19 protein-coding genes and 2 tRNA genes are annotated in these 20,945 nt (G+C 69.5%); 13 read left to right on the plus strand and 8 right to left on the minus strand.

Annotated features, from left to right (window positions below; genetic code table 11):
- Window positions 1-34: 34 nt before the first annotated feature.
- Window positions 35-808 (minus strand): response regulator, encoded by a 774-nt coding sequence (locus ACX80F_RS02805; RefSeq protein WP_459334852.1) that lies wholly within the window; start codon window positions 806-808, stop codon window positions 35-37.
- A gap of 55 nt (window positions 809-863) precedes the next feature.
- Complete coding sequence (locus ACX80F_RS02810) at window positions 864-2,069, minus strand: sensor histidine kinase (RefSeq protein WP_459334853.1); 1,206 nt, start codon at window positions 2,067-2,069, stop codon at window positions 864-866.
- Between the two features lie 111 nt (window positions 2,070-2,180).
- Here ACX80F_RS02810 and ACX80F_RS02815 point away from each other — a divergent pair, with 111 nt between their 5' ends.
- The gene (locus ACX80F_RS02815) at window positions 2,181-3,233 is read left to right on the plus strand and encodes a 3-isopropylmalate dehydrogenase (RefSeq protein ID WP_459334854.1); all 1,053 of its coding nucleotides are present in this window, start codon (window positions 2,181-2,183) and stop codon (window positions 3,231-3,233) included.
- A 95-nt stretch (window positions 3,234-3,328) separates the two neighbouring features.
- The gene (locus ACX80F_RS02820) at window positions 3,329-4,435 is read left to right on the plus strand and encodes a branched-chain amino acid aminotransferase (protein ID WP_459334855.1); all 1,107 of its coding nucleotides are present in this window, start codon (window positions 3,329-3,331) and stop codon (window positions 4,433-4,435) included.
- Between the two features lie 95 nt (window positions 4,436-4,530).
- On the opposite strand, the gene ACX80F_RS02825 is transcribed toward ACX80F_RS02820, so the two are convergent.
- Window positions 4,531-6,108: a putative bifunctional diguanylate cyclase/phosphodiesterase gene (locus tag ACX80F_RS02825; RefSeq protein ID WP_459334856.1), complete on the minus strand. Its 1,578-nt coding sequence runs from the start codon at window positions 6,106-6,108 to the stop codon at window positions 4,531-4,533.
- Between the two features lie 336 nt (window positions 6,109-6,444).
- Window positions 6,445-7,476, minus strand: coding sequence for a hypothetical protein (locus tag ACX80F_RS02830; RefSeq protein ID WP_459334857.1), 1,032 nt, complete (start codon window positions 7,474-7,476; stop codon window positions 6,445-6,447).
- Between the two features lie 208 nt (window positions 7,477-7,684).
- Here ACX80F_RS02830 and ACX80F_RS02835 point away from each other — a divergent pair, with 208 nt between their 5' ends.
- From ACX80F_RS02835 to ACX80F_RS02870, 8 genes are all read left to right on the plus strand, one after another.
- Window positions 7,685-7,825: a hypothetical protein gene (locus tag ACX80F_RS02835; protein WP_459334858.1), complete on the plus strand. Its 141-nt coding sequence runs from the start codon at window positions 7,685-7,687 to the stop codon at window positions 7,823-7,825.
- 185 nt (window positions 7,826-8,010) lie between these two features.
- Entirely contained in the window at window positions 8,011-8,784 is a 774-nt protein-coding gene (locus tag ACX80F_RS02840) for a fumarylacetoacetate hydrolase family protein (protein ID WP_459334859.1), read from the plus strand.
- Window positions 8,785-8,866: 82 nt separating this feature from the next.
- Window positions 8,867-10,375, plus strand: coding sequence for a glutamate--tRNA ligase (gltX, locus tag ACX80F_RS02845; RefSeq protein WP_459334860.1), 1,509 nt, complete (start codon window positions 8,867-8,869; stop codon window positions 10,373-10,375).
- Window positions 10,375-11,187, plus strand: coding sequence for an HAD family hydrolase (locus tag ACX80F_RS02850; RefSeq protein ID WP_459334861.1), 813 nt, complete (start codon window positions 10,375-10,377; stop codon window positions 11,185-11,187). The genes gltX and ACX80F_RS02850 overlap by 1 nt, the downstream gene beginning before the upstream one ends.
- A 69-nt stretch (window positions 11,188-11,256) precedes the next feature.
- A tRNA-Gln gene (locus tag ACX80F_RS02855) sits at window positions 11,257-11,328 on the plus strand.
- 67 nt (window positions 11,329-11,395) lie between these two features.
- A tRNA-Glu gene (locus tag ACX80F_RS02860) sits at window positions 11,396-11,468 on the plus strand.
- A gap of 120 nt (window positions 11,469-11,588) precedes the next feature.
- A complete protein-coding gene (locus tag ACX80F_RS02865) occupies window positions 11,589-13,385 on the plus strand; it encodes a dynamin family protein (protein ID WP_459334862.1) in 1,797 nt (598 codons plus the stop codon).
- Window positions 13,382-15,283, plus strand: a complete 1,902-nt coding sequence (locus tag ACX80F_RS02870; protein WP_459334863.1) for a GTPase — start codon at window positions 13,382-13,384, stop codon at window positions 15,281-15,283. Before ACX80F_RS02865 ends, ACX80F_RS02870 begins: the two co-directional genes overlap by 4 nt.
- Window positions 15,284-15,305: 22 nt before the next feature.
- On the opposite strand, the gene ACX80F_RS02875 is transcribed toward ACX80F_RS02870, so the two are convergent.
- Window positions 15,306-15,866, minus strand: a complete 561-nt coding sequence (locus tag ACX80F_RS02875; protein WP_459334864.1) for a potassium channel family protein — start codon at window positions 15,864-15,866, stop codon at window positions 15,306-15,308.
- Between the two features lie 173 nt (window positions 15,867-16,039).
- On the opposite strand from ACX80F_RS02875, the gene ACX80F_RS02880 reads away from it, so the two are divergent.
- On the plus strand, window positions 16,040-16,438 hold the full coding sequence (locus ACX80F_RS02880) for an SHOCT domain-containing protein (RefSeq protein ID WP_459334865.1): 399 nt from the start codon (window positions 16,040-16,042) through the stop codon (window positions 16,436-16,438).
- A 100-nt stretch (window positions 16,439-16,538) separates the two neighbouring features.
- Here ACX80F_RS02880 and ACX80F_RS02885 read toward each other — a convergent pair whose 3' ends face one another.
- Genes ACX80F_RS02885 through ACX80F_RS02895 form a run of 3 tightly spaced genes read right to left on the minus strand, consistent with a single transcriptional unit; the run spans window position 16,539 to window position 18,503 of the window.
- A complete protein-coding gene (locus ACX80F_RS02885; protein WP_459334866.1) occupies window positions 16,539-17,186 on the minus strand; it encodes an MBL fold metallo-hydrolase in 648 nt (215 codons plus the stop codon).
- Between the two features lie 47 nt (window positions 17,187-17,233).
- Window positions 17,234-17,782 (minus strand): DUF1697 domain-containing protein, encoded by a 549-nt coding sequence (locus tag ACX80F_RS02890; protein WP_459334867.1) that lies wholly within the window; start codon window positions 17,780-17,782, stop codon window positions 17,234-17,236.
- Between the two features lies 1 nt (window position 17,783).
- Window positions 17,784-18,503, minus strand: coding sequence for an IclR family transcriptional regulator (locus tag ACX80F_RS02895; protein ID WP_459334868.1), 720 nt, complete (start codon window positions 18,501-18,503; stop codon window positions 17,784-17,786).
- 145 nt (window positions 18,504-18,648) lie between these two features.
- Here ACX80F_RS02895 and leuC point away from each other — a divergent pair, with 145 nt between their 5' ends.
- Window positions 18,649-20,133: a 3-isopropylmalate dehydratase large subunit gene (gene leuC / locus ACX80F_RS02900; protein ID WP_459334869.1), complete on the plus strand. Its 1,485-nt coding sequence runs from the start codon at window positions 18,649-18,651 to the stop codon at window positions 20,131-20,133.
- Between the two features lie 9 nt (window positions 20,134-20,142).
- On the plus strand, window positions 20,143-20,742 hold the full coding sequence (gene leuD / locus ACX80F_RS02905; protein WP_459334870.1) for a 3-isopropylmalate dehydratase small subunit: 600 nt from the start codon (window positions 20,143-20,145) through the stop codon (window positions 20,740-20,742).
- Window positions 20,743-20,945: the final 203 nt, after the last annotated feature.

The raw sequence follows: 20,945 nt of genomic DNA on the forward strand, positions 1-20,945 counted from the left end.
CCGGCCGCGCCGACGCCACGCGCGGACGTGCCGGTCACGGCCGGACGATGCCCGTCTCGTAGGCCATGACGACGGCCTGCACGCGGTCCCGCGCCTGGAGCTTGGCGAGGATGTGCCCTACATGGGTCTTCACCGTCGCCTCCGACAGGTAGAGCTTCGCGGCGATCTCCGGATTGGAGAGACCCTCGGCGATGAGCCCGAACACCTCGCGCTCGCGGACGGTGAGCCGCGCGACGGCCTCTGCGTGGGCGTGCTGTTCGGGCGTGGGTTGCCGCAGGAGGGGTGCCACGTGGTCGAGCAGGCGGCGCGTGGTGGAGGGCGCGATGACAGCGTCTCCGCGGTGCACCGTCCGGATCGCCTCGAGCAGTTCCTCGGGCGGTGCGTCCTTGAGCAGGAACCCGCTGGCCCCGGCGTGGATCGCCGCCAGGGCGTACTCGTCGAGGTCGAACGTCGTGAGCACCACGATGCGGGGGCCGGCCGCGGAGCCCGCGGTGCTTCCACCGGCCGGTGGGGTGCGGTCCGCGAGGATCCGCCGGGTGGCCTCGATGCCGTCCATGCCCGGCATGCGGATGTCCATCATCACGACGTCGGCGCGCGTGCTCGCCAGGGCCCTCACCGCGGCTTCGCCGTTCGCAGCCTCGCTCACCACCCGCAGGTCGGGCTGGGAGTTGATGAGCATGGCGAAGCCGCTGCGGACGAGGTGCTGGTCGTCCACGATCGCGACGCGGATCGGGGCGGCGGCGTTGCCGGCGGCGGTCCCTGCCGGGGATCGGCCCTCCGCCGGGGCCGGGGTCTCGGTGATGTCCATGCTGCGTGTCTCTCCTTGGATTGCCGTGCGGGGGTGACGCCGTCTCCGGTGCGCGTCAGGTCTGGGTGTAGGGGATGAAGGCTTCCACCCGGTAGCCGCCGCCGGGGCGTGGAGCAGCGGCGACGGAACCGTCGTAGAGCCGCACGCGCTCCGTCATCCCCAGGATCCCCTGACCCGCGCCCGCGGTGGCGGGATCTGCCGCGGCGCCGCGGCCGTCGTCGTCGACCGTGATCCTGAGCCCGCGGGGACCGTGGTCGAGCACCACGTCCGCAGTGGTCGCCGCCCCCGCATGGCGGAGCACGTTGGTGAGCGCTTCCTGCACCACGCGGTAGGCGGTGAGTTCCGCTCCGGGCGGGAGGTCGCCGCGCGGTGTGCCCGTGCGGCGGCACGCGACGCCGATCCCGGACCGGCGCACCGACCGGATGAGGGAGTCGACGTCGTCGAGCGTCGGCAGCGGGCGGGTGGACGCGCTCTCGTCCCCGCGCAGCACCCCGAGCAGCCGCCGCATCTCGCGGAGGGAGCCGCGCCCCGTGTCGGCGATGGTCCCGAGGGTCTGCACAGCGACCTCCGGGGCCTGCGCACTCGCGTACCGGGCGCCGTCGGCCTGCGTGATGATCACGGACAGCGAATGGGCCACGATGTCGTGCATCTCCCGCGCGATGTGGCTGCGTTCGTCCGCTGCCGCCAGATCCCTTTCCTGCTGCCGCTCGACCTCGAGCCGTCGTGTCCTGTCCTCGAGGGCCTGGTAGGTCAGACGGCGTGCACGCGACAGGTCGCCCAGCGTCCATGCCAGCAGCACGAGTGACTCCACGAGGACCAGCACGATCAGGAACAACGACGCCATCGAGAGGATCGATCCGCCCGGCCCGAACCCGATCAGGGACGCGTAGCGCACCAGGCCGACCGCCGTGCCGACGACGGCGAGTCCGAGCCCTCCGAGGCTGGCCCAGCGGGGACCGTGGGCGGCGAGGGTGTACAGCGTGATGAGGATCAGGAACTGCGCCGGCACCGGTTCGAGTCCGGTGACCAGTTGGAGGACGGAGACGCCGGCGACGAGCCCGGCCGAGAGGACGACACGCGAGCGGCGCCAGATCAGCGGGACCGTCAGAGCGAAGGACGTGACGACGATGGTCGTGTACCCCTCGGTGCCGTCGGCGGCGAAGGGCAGGACGAACAGGAGGAGGATCGCCAGCACCAGGCAGCCATCGATGGTGCGCGGATGGGTGCGGACCCAGCGCGCGAGCCGCAGGTGGATGTCCATGAGGTCCCACTCTAGGCGGGGTGCTCCGCGGCCCACATCAGACCCAGGGTGGAGCCGTCTCACCCTGCGGACGGATTGTTGCCGCCCGATGCGCTTTCCTAGGCTGGGCTCATGACTGATGCCCCCCGCAGTATCGACCTCGCCGTCATCCCCGGAGACGGAATCGGACCCGAAGTGACTGCCGAGGCGGTCAAGGTGCTGCGCGCGGCGCTCGGTGACGCCGTCGAGCTCGCCCTCACCGAGTACCCGCTCGGCGCCGAGCACTGGCTCGCCACGGGGGAAACGCTGCCGGACGCGACGCTCGAGCGACTCCGCGGCCACGACGCCATCCTGTTCGGTGCGGTGGGTGCCGCTCCGGGAGACACGCGGATCCCATCAGGGCTGATCGAGCGCGAGCTCCTGCTGAAGCTCCGTTTCTCCCTCGACCACTTCGTGAACCTGCGGCCATCACGGCTGTTCCCGGGCGTGCCCGGCCCCCTCGCGGATCCCGGGGGGATCGACTTCGTCGTCGTCCGTGAGGGAACCGAGGGTCCCTACACCGGCAACGGCGGGACGCTCCGCGGGGGCACGCCGCACGAGGTGGCCACCGAGGTGTCCCTCAACACCGCCCATGGCGTGGAGCGGGTGGTGCGGGACGCGTTCCGGCGTGCCGCCGCGCGCAGGAAGAAGCTGACACTCGTCCACAAGCACAACGTCCTCGTGTACGCCGGTCATCTGTGGAAGCGCACCGTGGAGGCCGTCGCCACGGAGTTCCCGGACGTGACCCACGACTACCTGCACGTGGACGCCGCGATGATCTTCCTCGTGACCGATCCGTCGCGCTTCGACGTGATCGTCACCGACAACCTCTTCGGGGACATCGTGACCGACCTGGCGGCGGCCGTGACCGGGGGCATCGGCCTCGCGGCGTCCGCGAACCTCAACATGGACCGCACCGCCCCGTCCATGTTCGAACCCGTGCACGGTTCGGCGCCGGACATCGCGGGCCGGCAGCTGGCGGATCCGACCGCCGCGATCCTCTCCGCAGCGCTGCTCCTGGAGCACCTCGGCCTCGCCGACCACGCCACCCAAATCCAGGGGGCCGTCGAGGCGGACATCGCCGGCAGGGCGGGAGCGCGGAGCACCTCCGCGGTGGGCGATGCTATTGCCGCGGCCGTGTCCTAAGGTGGTTACACATCATTAACCCAGTGCCGCAGCACTGACCACCGACGGACGACGGCGGCCGAGCCGTGCGTGCAGTCCGTTCCAGCGGAGGAACCATGACAGCCACCGATACCCAGTTCGCCCAGCACCTGTCGACGCAGCGGGCGTCGGCCGAGGAGCGGGAGGCGGTGCTGGCGAACCCAGGCTTCGGCAACTTCTTCACCGACCACACCGCGATCGTCGACTTCAGCGTCGACGAGTCGGGCGTCGGCGGCTGGCACGACGCACGCGTGGAGCCCTACGGGCCGATCGCCCTGGACCCCGCGGCCGCCGTCCTGCACTACGGTCAGGAGATCTTCGAGGGCATGAAGGCCTATCGCCACGCCGACGGCTCCGTGTGGACCTTCCGCGCCGACGCCAATGCGGCGCGCCTGAACCGCTCCGCGATCCGCCTCGCGCTGCCCCAGCTGCCCGAGGAACTGTTCCTCGAGTCCCTGCGCCGGCTCGTGGCGGTGGACCAGGAGTGGATCCCCTCCGGTGACGGCGAGAGCCTCTACCTGCGGCCGTTCATGATCGCCACGGAGGCGTTCCTCGGGGTCCGGCCGGCCCGTGAGGTATCCTACCGCGTGATCGCGTCGCCCGCCGGGAACTACTTCGGCGGTGAGGTGAAGCCCGTGGACATCTGGGTGTCCCGCAACTACGCGCGGGCAGGGCGGGGTGGCACGGGAGCGGCCAAGGCCGGCGGCAACTATGCCTCCTCGCTCGCAGCCCAGATCGAGGCAGAAGCGCACGGGTGCAAGCAGGTGCTCTTCCTCGACCAGTTCAACGACAACGCCGTCGAGGAGCTCGGCGGCATGAACGTGTTCTTCGTGTTCCGCGACGGGTCCATCGTCACCCCGGCGCTCTCCGGGACCATCCTCGAGGGCATCACGCGGTCCTCGATCATCCAGCTCGGCAGGGACCGGGGACTGGACGTGACCGAGCGCAAGATCACGCTGGACGAATGGCGCGACGGGGTCGCGAGCGGCGAGATCACCGAGGTGTTCGCCTGCGGCACGGCCGCGGTCATCACGCCCATCGGACGGCTGCGCGACGGCGACGAGTTCATCGGTGCCGAGGGTGCCCCCGCCGGCGAGGTGACCATGTCCATCCGCAGCGAGCTGCTCGGCATCCAGACCGGCGTCGTCGAGGACACGCACGGCTGGCTCACGCGCCTGGTCTGATCCTCGGGAGAGTCCGACGGCGTCCGTCCGGCCCCGCAGGGGGCCGAGGCCGGGCGCCGTCGTCGTTCCGGGCCGGTCCTCGTGGAGCGGGGGAGTCAGAACGAGCGCGCCGTCTCCGGATCGTCGATGCCTTCGCCCACCCGCAGGTACCGCGTGGCGGCGAGGAGGGTCGACGCCTCGTCCGCGGGCATCGGACGGCTGAAGTAGTAGCCCTGCCCGCTGGCGCAGCCCATGGATCTCAGCTGTTCGGCCTGCTCCCGGGTCTCGATGCCTTCGAACACGGCTTCCAGGCCGGCGGCGCGGATGAGCTGAAGAATGGCCGCGACGAAGTCGAGCTGACCGGTCCTGGTGTTGAGCTCGACGAGGAGTGAGCGGTCCACCTTGACCATGCTGACCGGCAGTTCCCGCAGATAGCTGATGGAGGAGTAGCCCGTCCCGAAGTCGTCGATCTCGATCCCGACGCCGAGCTGCTGCAGGCTCAGCAGCGAGTACATCTCCACCTCCCCGCGGGTCACGATGGCCGTCTCCGTGATCTCCACGACGAGGCTGTGCGCCGGGACGTCCAGCTCGCGAAGCAGTCCCCGGATGTGGTCGACGAGGTCGAGCTGCTTCAGTTCCACAGCGGAGAGGTTCACCCGCAGCTGGAAGTCGTCGTCGAGCGGGAGTTCCTTCCGCCAGGCCGCGAGCTGCCGCAGCGACGCGGACATCACCCAGCGGTCCAGGTCGTGGATGACGCCGATCTCCTCGGCGAGCGGGATGAACGTGTCCGGTGGGATGAGCCCGCGGAGGGGATGCTGCCACCGCACCAGGACCTCGACCCCGAGGATCCGGTTGGTCGCGAGCTCGACGACGGGCTGGTAGTGCAGTACGAGCTGGTCGGCGCTGATCGCGTCCCGGAGTTCGGTGGCCATCTGGCTGCGGAGTTGCCGCGAGTACAGCATCACGGGTTCGAAGACCTTGATCATGCTGCGGCCCTCACGCTTGGCCGCGTACATCGCGGTGTCGGCGTCGAGGAGGAGATCGTCCGCCGTCTGGCCGGGGGCGCCCAGGCGCACGCCGATGCTCGCACGCGAGTGCACGTAGAGGGAGTCGAGGCGGATCTGCTCGCCGAGCGCGTCGAGCGCGCGGCGGGCAACCTGCATGGCGATCTCCATGGTGGCGCCGGGGAGCAGGATGGCGAATTCGTCCCCTCCCAGGCGTGCCACGAGGTCGCTCTCGCGGACCACGCCGAGGAGGCGGGTGGCGACTTCCCGGAGGACGCGGTCGCCGGCGTCGTGTCCGAAGCGGTCGTTGACGTTCTTGAAGCTGTCGAGGTCGAGGAGCAGGAGGGCGGGCGGCTCGGCGTCGCTGACGGCCGCCTGGCTGAGCGCCTCCTCGATGCCGTCCATGAGGGCCACACGGTTGGCGAGGCCGGTCAGGGCGTCCGACATCGCCATCTTCATCATGTCGAGGTGTGCCTGGCGCAGCATCGCCGTGCGGCTCTCGACGCGCTTCTCGAACTGCTCGTAGACCTGTTCGAGTTCCTCGGCCAGCAGGTTCACACCGGTGATCACGGCGTCCACCTCGTCGCGGGCACTCGAGGGCTCGATACGGCTGCTCAGTTCTCCGCGCGACAGCCGGACGATGCTCTCGACGAGCATCGCGAGGCGTGGGTCCTTGTGGTCAGCGCTCATCGGTCCCAGAGTACATTCCGCGGGGCGGCTGAGCCGGTGAGGTGACCGTTCTTCCGGCGCGTTGTGCGCTCTCGGGCAGGCTCGTCCCGGTCGCTGGTCCCGGTCGCTGGTCCCGGTCGCTCGTCCCGGTCGCTCGTCCCGGTCGAGATCCGGGACGTGCGCTGCCGGCATCACTGCACGGGCATGAAAGAACCCCGACCGGGGTGGGAGTAATGGGGGAAAACGCCCAACCCGGTCGGGGTCTGCTCATAAGAGTACGGGACTGTGGCGGAAAAGCATGCATACGCATCAGGACGAAATTTCCGCTTGACGCCGGACCGAAGAGTTGCTGGCGGGTCAGCCCCTGATCGACTCGATGAGGGCCCGCGCGGTGGACGCCCGGTCCTCGGCGCCCGACTGGAGGAAGAGGTCCTCGCTGGTCTCGAAGTTGGAAACAGCTTCCGGGGTCATGCCCCGGCCGGCGAGTGCCTGGCCCATCAGGAGGTGGGCCTGTGCGGCGGTGTGCAGTGCCAGCACATGCTTGTGAAGAAGAATATCGGCGAGATGCTGGGAGGCTGCGTCGAACTGCTTGGTTAGGACGAGCCACTGAGCGCGAATCAGTTTCAGTTCGATGCGATCGCGCTCAGTTCCACCGACGATCGAACTCGCGAGTTCAGCCCGCTCGATGCACTCGAGGGTTTCGGGCTCGGCGACACCGGCAGCCAAGCGAAATTGTGCAGACCCGTGATTGAACCGCGCCCACAGATCGAGGTCATTGGTAGGTGAGAGCGTCTTCGCGGCGCGCTGATGGTAGGAGACCCCTTCGCTGATGTGCTTTAGGAGGAAGGCGACATTGCCAATCGCCCAGTATCCGAGCCCGCTTGTCTGGTTGTTGGCCTGTGCTGCGAGCAACTTCGCGAGAACAAGGCATTCATCCCACGCATCTTCAAGCTTCCCACTCTCGGCGAGCGCAGCAATGAGGACATTCTGCGCCTCGATCAATGTCGCGGCCTCGTGAGGCGAGGCTTCAGCATTCCGAACTGCATCTCGCGCTGCTTGCACGGCCGTGGTTAGATCTCCGCTTCCCTGCAGCGCGAAAGCTCGCATGGTGAAAACTTTGGCGCTCAACGCCCTCGAGCCTGATGTGAGTGGGTGCAACCCCAGCTCATCCGCGAGCTTCCGCGACTCGTCCATCAAGCCCTGCTTGCGAAGGCTTTCCCCGACCAGAAATGTGGCGTTCCACCAGCCGAGGTCATCTCCGTCCTTAAGAGCAACGGTGGCCAAATCGCCCGCGAGCTTCTCAGCACTGGCGTAGTCCCGCTGGTTCCAAGCGTCACGCGCTCGCAATTCGAGCAGCAAGCGCTCGCCGTCTGCTCGCCTGTCAGTCATACGTACCTTCGGCTTTCTGGGTGGTCTACTAGCTCAACCCATTATTGGGGGTCCAGTCCCGTGGAACCATCCCGCGGAAAAATTCCAGAAAATATCTCCAAAAAGTGTTACAGAAGTGACTGGAGTGGCTTACCATAATTGGAGAGTCGTTTGTGGTATGAAGCGGCCCCTCACCACCTCTGTCACTCCAATCTGAAGGACATCCGCCATGAAGCGCATCACTTCCGCCATCCTCCTCGCCACCTTCCTCGTTACGGGCGGGGCGGCAGCCGCGAACGCGGCACCCGCAAAGACCGGCGCGGTGGCTCCCGTCTCCTCGACCGACCGCATCAGCGGCTGGCCCTACTGAAATACATCGGCCGGCTCCTTACGCGTTGTTAGGAGCCGTAGCGCTAGCAGGATAAGCAGCGGTGCGACTACCGCGGGCACCCTCTCCCTGGGGAGGGAGTGCCCGCGGTACTTCGTTAATCGGCTTCATGCTGCGCCATCCGCCCCCGGCGGCCGGCGACGAGGGCCCGCGCTAGGCTTGGCAGCATGCGAATTGCACGCTTTGTCGTAAATGATGACCCAATGTTCGGCGTCGTGGAAGGGACGGAGGGCAGCGAGGAAGTCGCCGTCATCCAGGGGGACCCCTTCTACGCCGGCATCCAGCTGACCGGCGCGCGCCACGCCCTCGAGGACGTCCGCCTCCTCGCGCCCGTCATTCCCCGCAGCAAGGTGGTCGGCATCGGCCGGAACTACGCGGATCACATCCAGGAAATGGGGAGCGAGACGCCGGCCGCCCCGCTCATGTTCCTCAAACCCAACACGTCCGTGATCGGTCCCGGCGACCCGATCATGCTGCCGTCCTTCTCGGACCAGATCTCCTACGAAGCGGAACTCGCCGTCGTGATCGGCCGCATCTGCAAGGACGTCCCGCTCGAGCGCGTCGACGACGTCGTCTTCGGCTACACCTGCGCGAACGACCTCACGGCACGCGACGTCCAGAAGACCGACGACCAGTGGGCGCGCGCCAAGGGCTTCGACACCTCCTGCCCCATCGGCCCCTGGATCGAGACGGACCTCGACCCCGAGAACCTCACGGTCAGGGGAAGCCTCGACGGTGATCTCCGCCAGGACGGTTCCACGAGCGACATGATCTGGGGCGTGCGCGACCTCGTGGCCTACGTCTCGCAGGCCTTCACCCTGCTGCCCGGGGACATCATCCTCACGGGCACGCCCGCCGGCGTCGGCATGATCACCGACGGTCAGCGGTACGACGTCGACATCGAGGGCATCGGGCGCCTGTCCAACCCGGCGCGCCGCTGACGCCCGGCCGCCGTCGGGCCCTGTGACCCGGGCCCGGCGGCGCTCGGCCGCCACTGATGGTCCCACCTAGACTGGGACCATCATGACTACTGCCGCAGAATTCCCCACCGTCTCCGATGCCACGCCCGTCCGGGTCCGATTCTGCCCGTCGCCGACGGGAACACCCCACGTCGGGCTGATCAGGACCGCGCTCTTCAACTGGGCGTATGCGCGCCACACCGGCGGCAAGCTGATCTTCCGCATCGAGGACACCGATGCCGCCCGTGACAGCGAGGAGAGTTACCAGCAGCTCCTCGAGGCGATGACCTGGCTGGGCATCGACTGGGACGAGGGCGTCGAGGTCGGCGGGCCGCACGCCCCGTACCGCCAGTCGCAGCGCGGCGAGCTCTACCGGGACGTCATCGACCGCCTCGTTGCGGCGGGCCACCTCTACGAATCCTTCTCGACGCCGGAGGAGGTGGAGGGACGCCACCGCGCCGCCGGTCGCGACGTGAAGCTCGGCTACGACAACCACGACCGCACCCTCACCGAGGAGGAGAAGGACGCCTTCCGTTCGGCCGGACGCCCCGCGGTCCTGCGCCTGCGCATGCCCGACGAGGACATCACGTTCACCGACCTCGTGCGCGGGGAAATCACGTTCCGCGCTGGCAGCGTGCCCGACTTCGCCGTCGTCCGGGCCAACGGAGCGCCCCTCTACACACTCGTGAACCCGGTCGACGACGCCCTGATGAACATCACCCACGTGCTGCGCGGCGAGGACCTGCTGTCCTCGACCCCCCGCCAGGTGGCCCTCTACCGGGCGCTGATCGACATCGGGGTGGCCCAGCACATGCCGCTGTTCGGCCACCTGCCCTACGTCATGGGCCAGGGCAACAAGAAGCTGTCCAAGCGGGATCCGGAGTCCAACCTGTTCCTGCACCGCGAGCGAGGCTTCATCCGCGAGGGCCTCCTCAACTACCTGTCCCTGCTGGGCTGGAGCCTGTCGGCGGACCAGGACATCTTCTCGGTGGAGGAGCTCGTCCGGAAGTTCGACGTGCGCGACGTACTCGCCAACCCGGCCCGGTTCGACCTCAAGAAGGCCGAGGCCATCAACGGCACCCACGTGCGGCTGCTGGATCAGGGCGAGTTCCGGTCACGGCTCCTGCCCTACCTCGCGGCGGCCGGCCTCATCGGTGCCGACCCCACCGAGCAGGACCTGCGCATCGTCGCCGAGGCCGCTCCGCTCATCCAGGAGCGCATCACGCTGCTCGGCGAGGCCCCGGAGATGCTGGGGTTCCTGTTCAAGGCCGACGACGCCGTGGACGTCGCCGACGACGCCCGCAAGGGACTGCCGGAGAATCTGGGAGAGGTGCTCGACGCGACCCTGGCAGCCCTCGAGGACTGCCCGACGTGGGACGCGGAGTCACTGCAGGCCGCCCTGCGTGCCGCGCTGGTCGACACGCTGGGACTCAAGCCGCGGCTCGCCTTCGGCCCGGTGCGGACGGCCATCTCCGGCCGCAGGATCTCCCCGCCGCTGTTCGAGTCCATGGTGATCCTCGGGCGGGATTCGTCGCTCGCCCGTGTCCGGGCACTGCGCGCGACAGCCGCGTGATGGTGACGGGGCGGGGCACAACACAGGCGGCAGCGGCCGCGCAGGGTCCGCTAGACGCGACGGACAACGTCATCGACGGCGTCCTGTTCGACATCGACGACACCCTCGTGGACCTCGAAGGGGCCATGGGCCACACACTGCGGGCCATCCCCGACCCGTCCCTCAACCACCTCAGCGACGACGACTGGGCGCGGTACAAGGCGCTGTACACCAGCGACCCGCAGCGGCACTACGACCGGTTCCTGGCCGGGGACGTCACGTTCGAGGAGCAGCGGGTGCACCGGGTCCGGCACGCCCGTGCCGCGTTCACCCCGGAGCCGTTCGTGGGGCAGCTGGCCGAGGCCTGGGTGCGCGCTTACGAGCGGACACTGCCCCTGCACTTCCGGGCGTACGACGACGTCGAACCGCTCCTGGACGAACTGGACGCACGCGGTATCCCGTACGGCGCCGTCAGCAACAACGTCCATGACTACCAGCGGGCGAAGCTGGACCACGCTGGCCTGCAGCGTGTGGCGACGCTCGTCGGCATCGACACCGTCGGTGTCGCCAAACCGGAACCCGCGATCTATCACGAGGGGGCCCGGCTGCTCGGGACCGCGCCCGAGCGGACGCTCTACGTGGGTGACAACCGGCTGGTCGACGCCATCGGCGCGCGGTCGGCGGGGCTCGCCGGCGTGTGGCTGGACCGCGCGGGAACACGCGGGGGAGCAGGCGCCGACGGCGGCCCGGCGGCCGACGCCGGGCCGTCCCCCGAGGTGCCGCGCATCGGGAGCCTGTGGTCCGTTTTGCAGTTCCTGCCTTCCGTCCGGTAAAGTTGTTTCTCGGCGCGGAGCGGTTACGCGACCGGGGTCCGGCACGATCAGGGCTTCGAAAAGCGCCATTGGGGTATGGTGTAATTGGCAACACACTGGTTTCTGGTACCAACATTCTAGGTTCGAGTCCTGGTACCCCAGCGCACTTCGGTCCTCCGGGGCCGGATGGCAAAAGCACGCGGCATCACAGAGTAAGATGGAAAGTACTGGCCCCATCGTATAGCGGCCTAGTACGCTGCCCTCTCACGGCGGTAACGCGGGTTCGAATCCCGCTGGGGTCACGACCGTCCGCAAGGACACCGAGAAGTCCCGGACATCATCACGATGTCCGGGATTTTTCTGTTTTCGGAAGGGGCTGAGGTCTTCCGGGCGCCGGGGTGGGGGACTGGCATGATGGTTTCATGAGTGCACCTTCCTTGGCCGGCGAAGCCCGCGGGCTCTCCCCGCTGCTGCGCGAAGTGCGTGAGGCGCTGGACAGCCTCGCCTTCCCGCTGGAGCTTCCCGGATCGGGCGATGCGCGGGACTCCGCGGCGGCCGCCCGCGCGCAGCTCAACGACTACATCCTTCCGCGGCTGGCCAGCCTCGACGCCCCGCTCGTCGCCGTCGTCGGCGGCTCCACGGGCGCCGGGAAGTCCACCCTCGTCAATGCCCTTGTGGGCCGTCCGGTCTCCGTCACCGGTGCCGTGCGCCCCACCACGCGCCAACCGCTCCTGCTCCACCACCCGGACGACGGCGCATGGTTCGACGACGCGCGCGTCCTGCCCACGCTCAGCCGGGTCCGCCTCGCGGCCGACGACGACAGGTCCGACGCCAGAACCGGCGGTCCATCGGTGGCAGGGGTGCCCGCCGCACTCCACCAGGCCGCCGGACCGGACACCCTCCTCCTCCGCCCGACGTCGAGCCTGCCCTCGGGCCTGGCGCTCCTCGATGCCCCTGACGTGGATTCCATCGCGGACGAGAACCGCAGGCTCGCCGGGCAGCTGCTCGCAGCCGCGGATCTCTGGATCTTCGTGACCACGGCCAACCGCTACGCGGATGCCGTGCCATGGCGGCTGCTGGCGGAGGCAGGCCGGCGGGACGTCCTCGTCGCCGTCGTGCTCGACCGCGTTCCCGCCGGGGTGGAGGAGGAGATCAGGAGCGACCTCCTGACGCTGTTGTCGGCCGAGAACCTCGGTCACGCCCCCATCTTCGTGGTCCCGGAGATGACGCTCGGGCCGTCGCGCATGCTGCCGGCGGACGCCGTCGAGCCGATCACGCGGTGGCTGCAGGCACTGGCGGCCGACGCCGACGGGCGGCGCGACATCGCGCGCCGCACGGTCAGCGGCGCGATGCGCGCCCTCGCCGGTCGCATCGACACCATCGCCGACGCCGCCGACCAGGAGCAGTCCGTCGCCGACGCCCTGCGGGCAGCGGTCGAGAGTGCCTACGCCGATGCCCTCGCCGACGTCCTCGCCGCCACCGAGGACGGCAAGCTGCTGCGCGGTGAGGTCCTCGCCCGGTGGCAGGATTTCGTCGGCACCGGCGAGTTCATGCGCGGTCTCGAGACGAGGATCGGACGGGCCCGCGACCGGGTGAGCGCGTTCTTCACGGGACGCCCGGCACCCGCGGCGACCGTCGCCGAAGCGATCGGCAGCGGGCTGCAGACGGTGATCGTCGAGCAGGCCGCCCGCGCGGACGAGACGACGCGCCGCAGGTGGCGCGCCGACCCCGCCGGCCGCGTGCTGCTCGAGGACGTCCCGGCGTGGGACGCCGCCGACGTGTCGGCGGAGGTCGCCCGTGAGATCCGCGAGTGGCAGCAGGACATCCTGCTGCTCGTCCAGGCCGAGGGGGCGGACAAACGCTTCACGGCCCGCATGCTCTCCTTCGGTGTCAACGGCATCGCGGTGGCACTGATGGTAGTGGTCTTCGCATCGACCGGCGGGCTCACGGGTGGCGAGATCGGCATCGCCGGGGCGTCCGCGGTCGCCGGCCAGAAACTCCTGGAGGCGGTCTTCGGCGATGATGCCGTCCGCCGCCTGGCCGCCACGGCCCGCAAGAACCTGTACCAGCGCGTCGATGCGCTGTTCCGCCGTGAACGCGACGCCTACGGCCAGTGCCTGCGCCCCCTGGCATCGCAGACCTCCGCGGAGGCACTCACCGTTCTCGCCAGCCGGCTCCGCACCGCGCTGCCCAGCGAGCCCGCAGGGGACGAGGCATGAGCCGTCCCGATCAGGCCAACGCGGAGTCGGGCGCGGCCACCCCGCTGTCCGAGGTCCTCGCGTACCTGCAGGAAGCCCACGAGCTCGGTACGGACCGGCTCCCGCAGGACGAGCTCGAGCGGCTCCGCAGCACCCTGGACCGTGCAGGTCGACGCCGGTCCCTCTCGGCGGACCACACGGTGGTGGGTATCTTCGGGCCGACCGGCAGCGGTAAGTCCTCGCTCGTGAACGCACTGAGTGGCACCGGCGCAGCGCGGGTCGCCGTCCGGCGCCCCACGACGTCGGAACCGCTCGCCCTCGTCTGGGGCACCACCGGAAGCGACGAGCTGCTCGACTGGCTGGAGGTCCGGCAGCGCGTCGCCCTGCCCGAGGGCGCCCCCCTCGTCGGTGGAGGCCCGGTCCGGGGACCGCTCGTGCTCGAGGCCGTGACGCCCGGGGGAGGGAGCACAGCCGCCGAACGGCAGGGCGGATCGGCGCCGCACCACGGCGCTGAACGGCAGGCCGATACCGGTGCCGAGGACGTCCGCGACGGGACCATCGCCGCGGCGGTGCCGGACTCCGGCGGCCGCACGGTCCGCCGCGGGTTCTTCCGCAGGCGACGACGTTCCTCGACGCCGTCCACCGAGGGGCAGGTCGCCGGGCCAGGGCCGACCTCCGTGCCCGCTACCGCCGGACTGATCCTCCTGGATCTCCCCGATTTCGATTCCACCGCGCTGGCCCACCGCGAGATCGTCGAACGGCTCGCAGGCCAGGTCGACGTGCTGCTCTGGGTGGTCGACCCCCAGAAGTACGCCGACGCAGCGCTGCACCACGGCTTCCTGCGCGGGCTGGCGACCCACGAGGCGGTGATCCTCGTGGCACTGAACCAGGCCGACCGTCTGGACCCGCAGGACCTCCGGGCCGTGACGTCCTCCCTCGCGGGTATCCTTGCCGCCGAGGGGCTGCCGGGCGTCGACGTCGTCCCGGTGTCCGCGCGGACGGGCGAGGGAGTGGACGGACTCGCCGGAACCATCAGGGAACTCGCCGAAGGTCGCGCCGCGGCGATGCGCAGGGTCGCTGCCGACGCCGAGCGGGCGGCCGGTGACCTGCTCCCGTTCACGGCGGAGCGCACCGCGGCACCGTCCGCCGCTGCGCGCGAGGCCCTGTCGAACGAACTCGGAAGGGCGGCGGGCGTCCCCGTGGTGGTGGACGCTGTCCGCAGCGCGTATCGGCGGGATGTGCACGCGACCACGGGCTGGCCGGTGACCCGCTGGCTGGCAGGGCTCCGTCCGGATCCGCTGCGCCGACTGAATCTGCGGCAGCAGGACCTCGTTCCCGAGCTCCGCCGGTCCTCGCTTCCCGTCGGGGACCCGGCGCAGCAGGCGCGGGTGGGTCAGGCCCTGCGCGTCTTCGGGGACGCTGCGTCCGGCGATCTCCGCGAGCCGTGGCGCACCTCCGTCCGGGACGCGGCCCGGAATACCTCCGCGGACCTGACGGATGCCCTCGATGCGGCCGTCACCGGCACCGACCTCGAGACCGGTCGGAGCAGGTGGTGGGGCATCTTCGGTGTCCTGCAATGGATCGCCTTCGCGGCCCTCGTCTCGGGACTCGCGTGGCTCGGGCTCCTGGCGGTTCTCGCGTTCCTTCAACTGCCCGCGTTCGAGGTGCCACTGGTGGAGGGTTTCCCGCTGCCCACCCTGCTGATCCTCGGCGGCCTGGCGCCTGGCGTCCTGCTCGGGGCGCTCGCGGCGCTCCTGGCGCGATGGCGTGCGGGGAGGCGTGCGGCGAGGGTGCGGCGGAGGCTGCTGGCCGCCTGCTCACGCGTGGCGGACGACGTCGTCCTGCAGCCCGTCGTGGACGAGGTGGAGCGCTGCAACGCGTTCAGTGCGGCCGTACGGGCGGCGTCGCAGCGCGGCTGACGTGGACGCGGGCCCGCCCGGGCTACCGTGACAATCGCTTCGAGGCCGCGAAAAAGGCGACCTTGCCGATCAGGAGCAGGGCGCCGAGGTTCGCCAGCATCTGGACGGACAGGAGTCCCCGGGCCAGTTCGCTCCGGGGCGTGATGTCCCCGAAGCCGACGGTGGCGAAGGTGGAGGTCGTGAAGTACAGGGCATCGATCCGCGTGAGCGGTTCACTGAAGGACGCGGCATCGGTCTCGGACATGGAGACGTAGAGCAGCGCGAACAGGCACAGCAGGATCAGCACCAGTTCGACGACCGCCTCGCCCGCCCGGATCTGGGGGGCCCGTGCCGCCATGATCAGCTGCAGCTGGAGGGCCATGGCGGCGAGGAAGACGAGGACCACCGCGACCAGCCGGAACCACGCGGCGAGCGGATTCTGCTCGTTGAACCCCTCGACGGGAATGAGGAAATACGTGGCGAGGAGAATTGCGGAGAAAACGATAAGCCTAATGATCGAATTCATGACGGCGCGGCGTCGGTCCGGCTTGTCGAGGTCCCGGATGAACGCTGGGCTGCTTTTCCTGATGCTTTTCGCACCCATGCATTTATGGTACCCGGCCCCCTCGAAACCGACGTCGTCCCCCGCGGGTGACGGCGCCGTCAGGACCTTCGGCCCTTTGCCCTGCTGCGGCGGATCACCACACTTGGAATACCCAAGCCGCGCCGGTCCGTCTGTTCTCGCGGCGCTTTTCGAATTTTGACAGGAGTGGACAGATGGAATTCTGGGAGAACATTTGGAACATCATATGGGTGTCCTTCTCGATCATGGTGTTCTTCGCCTATTTGATCGTGTTGTTTCAGATCATCATTGATCTCTTCCGCGATCGCGAGCTCTCGGGCTGGGTGAAGGTGCTGTGGGCGCTGGGCCTGATTTTCATCCCGTTGATCACCGCAGTGGTCTACCTGCTGGCGCGCGGACGTGGCATGGCCGATCGTGAACTGGCCAGTCGGCAGGCAGCGCAGGAGTCGATGGACAACTACGTCCGCAGCGTGGCCACCGTACCGACGTCGGCCGACGAGATCGCGAAGGCGAAGGAGCTGCTCGAGGCCGGCACCATCACGGAGCCGGAGTTCGTCAGGCTCAAGGATCGCGCACTGGCCTCTGCCACCTGAGCGCGCATGCGATCCCGTCCTCCCGGTGGATCGCGGAGGACGGGATTCCTTGCGCCCCGGGGTTTCTTGTGCCCGGAGGCGGGGCATCGAGGCGGCAGCCTCAGGCAGCGGGCGCCGCGACCCGGGCGGTCGGACTGTGACCGGAGCAGACCCACTCCACGGATCCCGTCCGGATGCGCTCGGCCAGGAGTCGTACGGTCCGCGCGGCGGCGGGCCGGTCATCATCGAGGGGGGCATAGAAGTCCCGGACATCCCCGTTCGCCGACACGCGGACGGCATCCCCGGTGAACAGGACGCCGCGCCACTGGTAGGCGTAGTGGCCCGGTGTGTGTCCCGGGGTCGGGAAGTACTCGAGGCCGGAGAAGATCTCGCCGGACCCGGTGAGTTCGCGGGCGCCGTCGGGGAGCCGGACGCGGACGAGTCGCTGCAGTACCCGCCGGAACAGGGTCTTCGGCCTGATGCGGCCGCGCAGCACCCCGGCGTCGGCGGCGCCGATCCAGACGCTCGCGCCGAGCGCCGCCTGAAGGCGCTGCGCCACCTGGGCGTGGTCCGGGTCGTAGTGGGTGAGCACGATGTCGGTGACCGCGCCCGTCGTCGCCTCGTTCGCCCGCAGCTCGGCAATGACGCCGTCGAACCCGGACGCCAGGCCGGGGTCGATCACGGCGGTCCGCCCTGAGCCGACCACCACGAAGCCGTGGGAACCCTTCTGCTGCTCGAGCTGGTGGCAGTCCTGGGTGATGGGGAGCATGGAGGTCCTTCGGCTGGGTCGGCGCGTGCTGGGAACCCTACCAAGCCTCACCCCAGGAGGTGCAGCACCTTGTCCACGGTATTGACGTTGCGGGTGGTCGAGGTCGCCGCGTGCCACGCGCGGGCGAGCAGCTTCGCGAGGGGGACCTCGGTCGACGTGCCTTTCCGTGCGAACCAGGCGATCGCGGATCCGGTGAGGACGGCCGGGTGCTCTCCGAGGGCGCGTGCCTCGTCGACGAGAGCCATCTGCTCCTCCGGCCCCGTGAACAGCGTGACGTACGCGTGCGTGTCCGGAGTGCCCTGGTCGGGCACCGACGCCGCTATATGGGCGAGTTCGGCGCGCTCGACGACGATCACGCGCGCCGGATAGCCGAAGCGTGCACGCAGCGCCTCCTCCACCAGGTCCTTGAGCTGCTCGGCGTCGAGTACCGATGAGCACGTGGCGTTGCCGCTCGCGAGGACCGTGGCGACCTCACGCACCGGAAGACCGGCGAGCAGTGCGCGGAGGTCGGCCATGCGGACGGTGATCCCGCCGACGTTCACGCCGCGGAGGAAGATCGCGTACCGACGCTCGGGGTCGGGGATCTGGCCGCCCATGTCAGTCCGTGGCCTTGGCCACCGCGAGGGTCAGCTGCCGCGCGGCATCCGAGACGACCTCGGCGTGGATGCGGCCGGGTTGACGGGTGAGGCGTTCCATCGGCCCGGAGATGGACACGGCGGCGATCACCCGGCCGGACGGACCGCGGACCGGCGCCGAGACGGAGGCGACGCCGTTCTCCCGCTCACCGAGGCTCTGCGCCCAGCCGCGGCGCCGCACGCCGGCCAGGACGGTCGGCGTGAACCGCGCGTCCTGCAGGCCCTTGAGCAGGCGGTCGTGGTCCTCCCATGCCAGGAGACACTGCGCGGCAGAGCCGGCCTTCATGGAGAGCTGGGTACCGACCGGGATGGTGTCACGCAGACCCACGGGACGCTCGGCGGATGCCACACAGACGCGCCACTCGCCCTGGCGCCGGAACAGTTGGGCGCTCTCGCCCGTGGCGTCCCGCAGCGCCAGGAGCACCGGCCCCGCCGAGGCGATCAGGCGGTCCTCGCCGGCGGCCGAGGCCAGCTCCACGATCCGGCTGCCGAGGACGAACCGGCCCTGCATGTCCCGGCCCACCAGCCGGTGGTGGGCCAGGGCAAGGGCGAGCCGGTGGACGGTCGGCCGGGCCAGACCGGTCGAAGCGACGAGCTGGGCGAGCGTCGTGGGCCCGGCCTCGAGGGCGTCGAGCACGAGGGCGGCCTTGTCGATGACTCCGACGCCGCTAGAATTGTCCATAGAATGATACTGCCGTCTCATAATCTGAGACGCAAGCTGTACGACTGGCACTCGCCGTCGGGCGCTGGTTGAGTTGAGGACACGATGAGTTCCGGCCGCTGCCCCTACCGGGGTCAGGACGCCGGAGCGGAAGAGGACGATGGTCATGGGCAAGACACTGGCAGAGAAGGTCTGGGACGCACACGTGGTGCGCAAGGGCGACGTCGTCGGAGCGGAAGCTCAGCCGGACCTCCTGTACATCGACCTCCACCTCGTGCACGAGGTCACCTCGCCTCAGGCCTTCGAAGGTCTCCGCCTCGCCGGGCGTCCGCTGCGCCGCCCTGATCTGACGATCGCCACCGAGGACCACAACACGCCCACGCTGGACATCGACAAGCCCATCGCCGACCTCACCAGCCGGACCCAGATCGAGACCCTGCGCGCCAACTGCAAGGAGTTCGGTGTGCGGCTCCATTCGCTCGGGGACGCCGAACAGGGCATCGTGCACGTCGTCGGGCCCCAACTCGGCCTCACACAGCCCGGACTGACCGTGGTCTGCGGCGATTCGCACACCTCCACGCACGGCGCCTTCGGTGCCCTGGCCATGGGCATCGGCACCTCGGAGGTGGAGCACGTGATGGCCACGCAGACGCTGTCACTGAAGCCGTTCCGGACGATGGGCATCACCGTCGAGGGGACGCTGAAACCGGGCGTCACGTCCAAGGACATCATCCTCGCCGTCATCGCGAAGATCGGGACCGGCGGCGGGCAGGGCTACGTGCTCGAGTACCGCGGCTCGGCCATCCGCTCGCTGTCCATGGAAGCACGCATGACCATCTGCAACATGTCGATCGAGGCGGGTGCGCGCGCCGGGATGGTCGCCCCGGACGAGACGACCTTCGCCTACCTGAAGGGCCGCCCGCACGCGCCGGAGGGCGCGGACTGGGACGCCGCGGTCACGGACTGGCGCGAGCTGCGCACCGACGACGACGCCGTCTTCGACGCGGAGGTCTTCCTCGACGCGAACGAGCTGGAGCCCTTCGTCACCTGGGGCACCAATCCGGGGCAGGGCGTCTCGCTCTCGCAGGCCGTGCCGTCACCCGACGACTTCGCCGACAAGAACGACAAGGCCGCGTGCAGCCGGGCGCTGGAATACATGGCCCTGCAGCCAGGCACGGCCATGAAGGACATCCGCGTGGATACCGTGTTCCTCGGCTCCTGCACCAACAGCCGGATCGAGGACCTGCGGATCGCCGCCGACATCATCCGGGGGCGCCAGAAGGACCCGGCCGTCCGGATGATGGTGGTCCCCGGATCGGCCCGCGTGCGGCTGCAGGCCGAAGCGGAGGGCCTGGACCGCATCTTCAAGGACTTCGGGGCGGAATGGCGGTTCGCCGGATGTTCCATGTGCCTCGGCATGAACCCGGACCAGCTGGCGCCCGGCGAGCGCTGCGCCTCGACGTCGAACCGGAACTTCGAGGGTCGCCAGGGCAAGGGCGGCCGGACGCACCTCGTCTCGCCGGTCGTCGCTGCCGCGACGGCCGTGCGCGGCACGCTCAGTTCGCCGTCGGACCTGCCCCCTCGTCCCGCCGGCTCGGAGGCCCACGGCACAGGTGCCCACGCCGCCCCCTCGACCGTCACCGCAGCCTAGGAGCCCACCATGGAGAAGATCACCACGCACACCGGCATCGGTGTCCCGCTGCGCCAGAGCAACATCGACACCGACCAGATCATCCCGGCCGTCTACCTCAAGCGCATCACGCGGACGGGGTTCGAGGACGCGCTCTTCGCCGGCTGGCGCAGGGACGAGGACTTCATCCTCAACCGCGAGCCCTACTCCCGGGGCTCCGTCCTGGTCGCCGGCCCCGATTTCGGCACCGGCTCCTCGCGGGAACACGCCGTGTGGGCGCTGAAGGACTACGGGTTCAAGGCCGTCCTGTCCTCGCGCTTCGCGGACATCTTCCGCGGCAACTCGGGCAAGCAGGGCCTCGTCGCGGCGCAGGTCGCCCAGGACGACATCGAACTCATCTGGAAGGTCCTCGAGAACGAGCCGGGTGCGACCGTCACGGTCGACCTCCAGGCGCGCACGGTGCAGTGCGGGCCCGTGAGTGCGCCCTTCCAGCTCGACGACTACACGCGGTGGCGCCTGCTCGAGGGACTCGACGACATCGGCCTCACGCTGCGCCAGGAGGAGCACATCACGGCGTTCGAGGCCCGCCGGCCGTCCCACAAGCCGACGACCCTCCCCGTCCGTACCTGACGCTCCGCGTCCGGGCCCACGGGGAGCCGCGCCGGTGTCGCGCATGTCACGTCCTCGGCCGGAACTGGGAAGGAATGAGGACGCAATCCGGGCGGTTCCTGTTGGGGAGCAGGGAGTGCACCCCGTACCCTTGTTTCTTGTCTGCCCGACGGTACTCCTATGCTTGGAGGGGTATTTCCGGGTTCGCGGGGATTCGACGTGTG

This window comes from Arthrobacter sp. TMS2-4 (assembly GCF_054511075.1).

Bases quoted from the DNA above. Each gene is read 5' to 3' on its own strand.
- ACX80F_RS02835 (WP_459334858.1), top strand. From the start codon at position 7,685: ATGAAGCGCATCACTTCCGCCATCCTCCTCGCCACCTTCCTCGTTACG.
- leuC (WP_459334869.1), top strand. From the start codon at position 18,649: ATGGGCAAGACACTGGCAGAGAAGGTCTGGGACGCACACGTGGTGCGC.
- ACX80F_RS02895 (WP_459334868.1), bottom strand. From the start codon at position 18,503: ATGGACAATTCTAGCGGCGTCGGAGTCATCGACAAGGCCGCCCTCGTG.
- gltX (WP_459334860.1), top strand. From the start codon at position 8,867: ATGACTACTGCCGCAGAATTCCCCACCGTCTCCGATGCCACGCCCGTC.
- ACX80F_RS02850 (WP_459334861.1), top strand. From the start codon at position 10,375: ATGGTGACGGGGCGGGGCACAACACAGGCGGCAGCGGCCGCGCAGGGT.
- ACX80F_RS02880 (WP_459334865.1), top strand. From the start codon at position 16,040: ATGGAATTCTGGGAGAACATTTGGAACATCATATGGGTGTCCTTCTCG.
- ACX80F_RS02865 (WP_459334862.1), top strand. From the start codon at position 11,589: ATGAGTGCACCTTCCTTGGCCGGCGAAGCCCGCGGGCTCTCCCCGCTG.
- leuD (WP_459334870.1), top strand. From the start codon at position 20,143: ATGGAGAAGATCACCACGCACACCGGCATCGGTGTCCCGCTGCGCCAG.
- ACX80F_RS02875 (WP_459334864.1), bottom strand. From the start codon at position 15,866: ATGGGTGCGAAAAGCATCAGGAAAAGCAGCCCAGCGTTCATCCGGGAC.
- ACX80F_RS02870 (WP_459334863.1), top strand. From the start codon at position 13,382: ATGAGCCGTCCCGATCAGGCCAACGCGGAGTCGGGCGCGGCCACCCCG.
- ACX80F_RS02840 (WP_459334859.1), top strand. From the start codon at position 8,011: ATGCGAATTGCACGCTTTGTCGTAAATGATGACCCAATGTTCGGCGTC.
- ACX80F_RS02825 (WP_459334856.1), bottom strand. From the start codon at position 6,108: ATGAGCGCTGACCACAAGGACCCACGCCTCGCGATGCTCGTCGAGAGC.
- ACX80F_RS02830 (WP_459334857.1), bottom strand. From the start codon at position 7,476: ATGACTGACAGGCGAGCAGACGGCGAGCGCTTGCTGCTCGAATTGCGA.
- ACX80F_RS02810 (WP_459334853.1), bottom strand. From the start codon at position 2,069: ATGGACATCCACCTGCGGCTCGCGCGCTGGGTCCGCACCCATCCGCGC.
- ACX80F_RS02805 (WP_459334852.1), bottom strand. From the start codon at position 808: ATGGACATCACCGAGACCCCGGCCCCGGCGGAGGGCCGATCCCCGGCA.
- ACX80F_RS02885 (WP_459334866.1), bottom strand. From the start codon at position 17,186: ATGCTCCCCATCACCCAGGACTGCCACCAGCTCGAGCAGCAGAAGGGT.
- ACX80F_RS02815 (WP_459334854.1), top strand. From the start codon at position 2,181: ATGACTGATGCCCCCCGCAGTATCGACCTCGCCGTCATCCCCGGAGAC.
- ACX80F_RS02820 (WP_459334855.1), top strand. From the start codon at position 3,329: ATGACAGCCACCGATACCCAGTTCGCCCAGCACCTGTCGACGCAGCGG.
- ACX80F_RS02890 (WP_459334867.1), bottom strand. From the start codon at position 17,782: ATGGGCGGCCAGATCCCCGACCCCGAGCGTCGGTACGCGATCTTCCTC.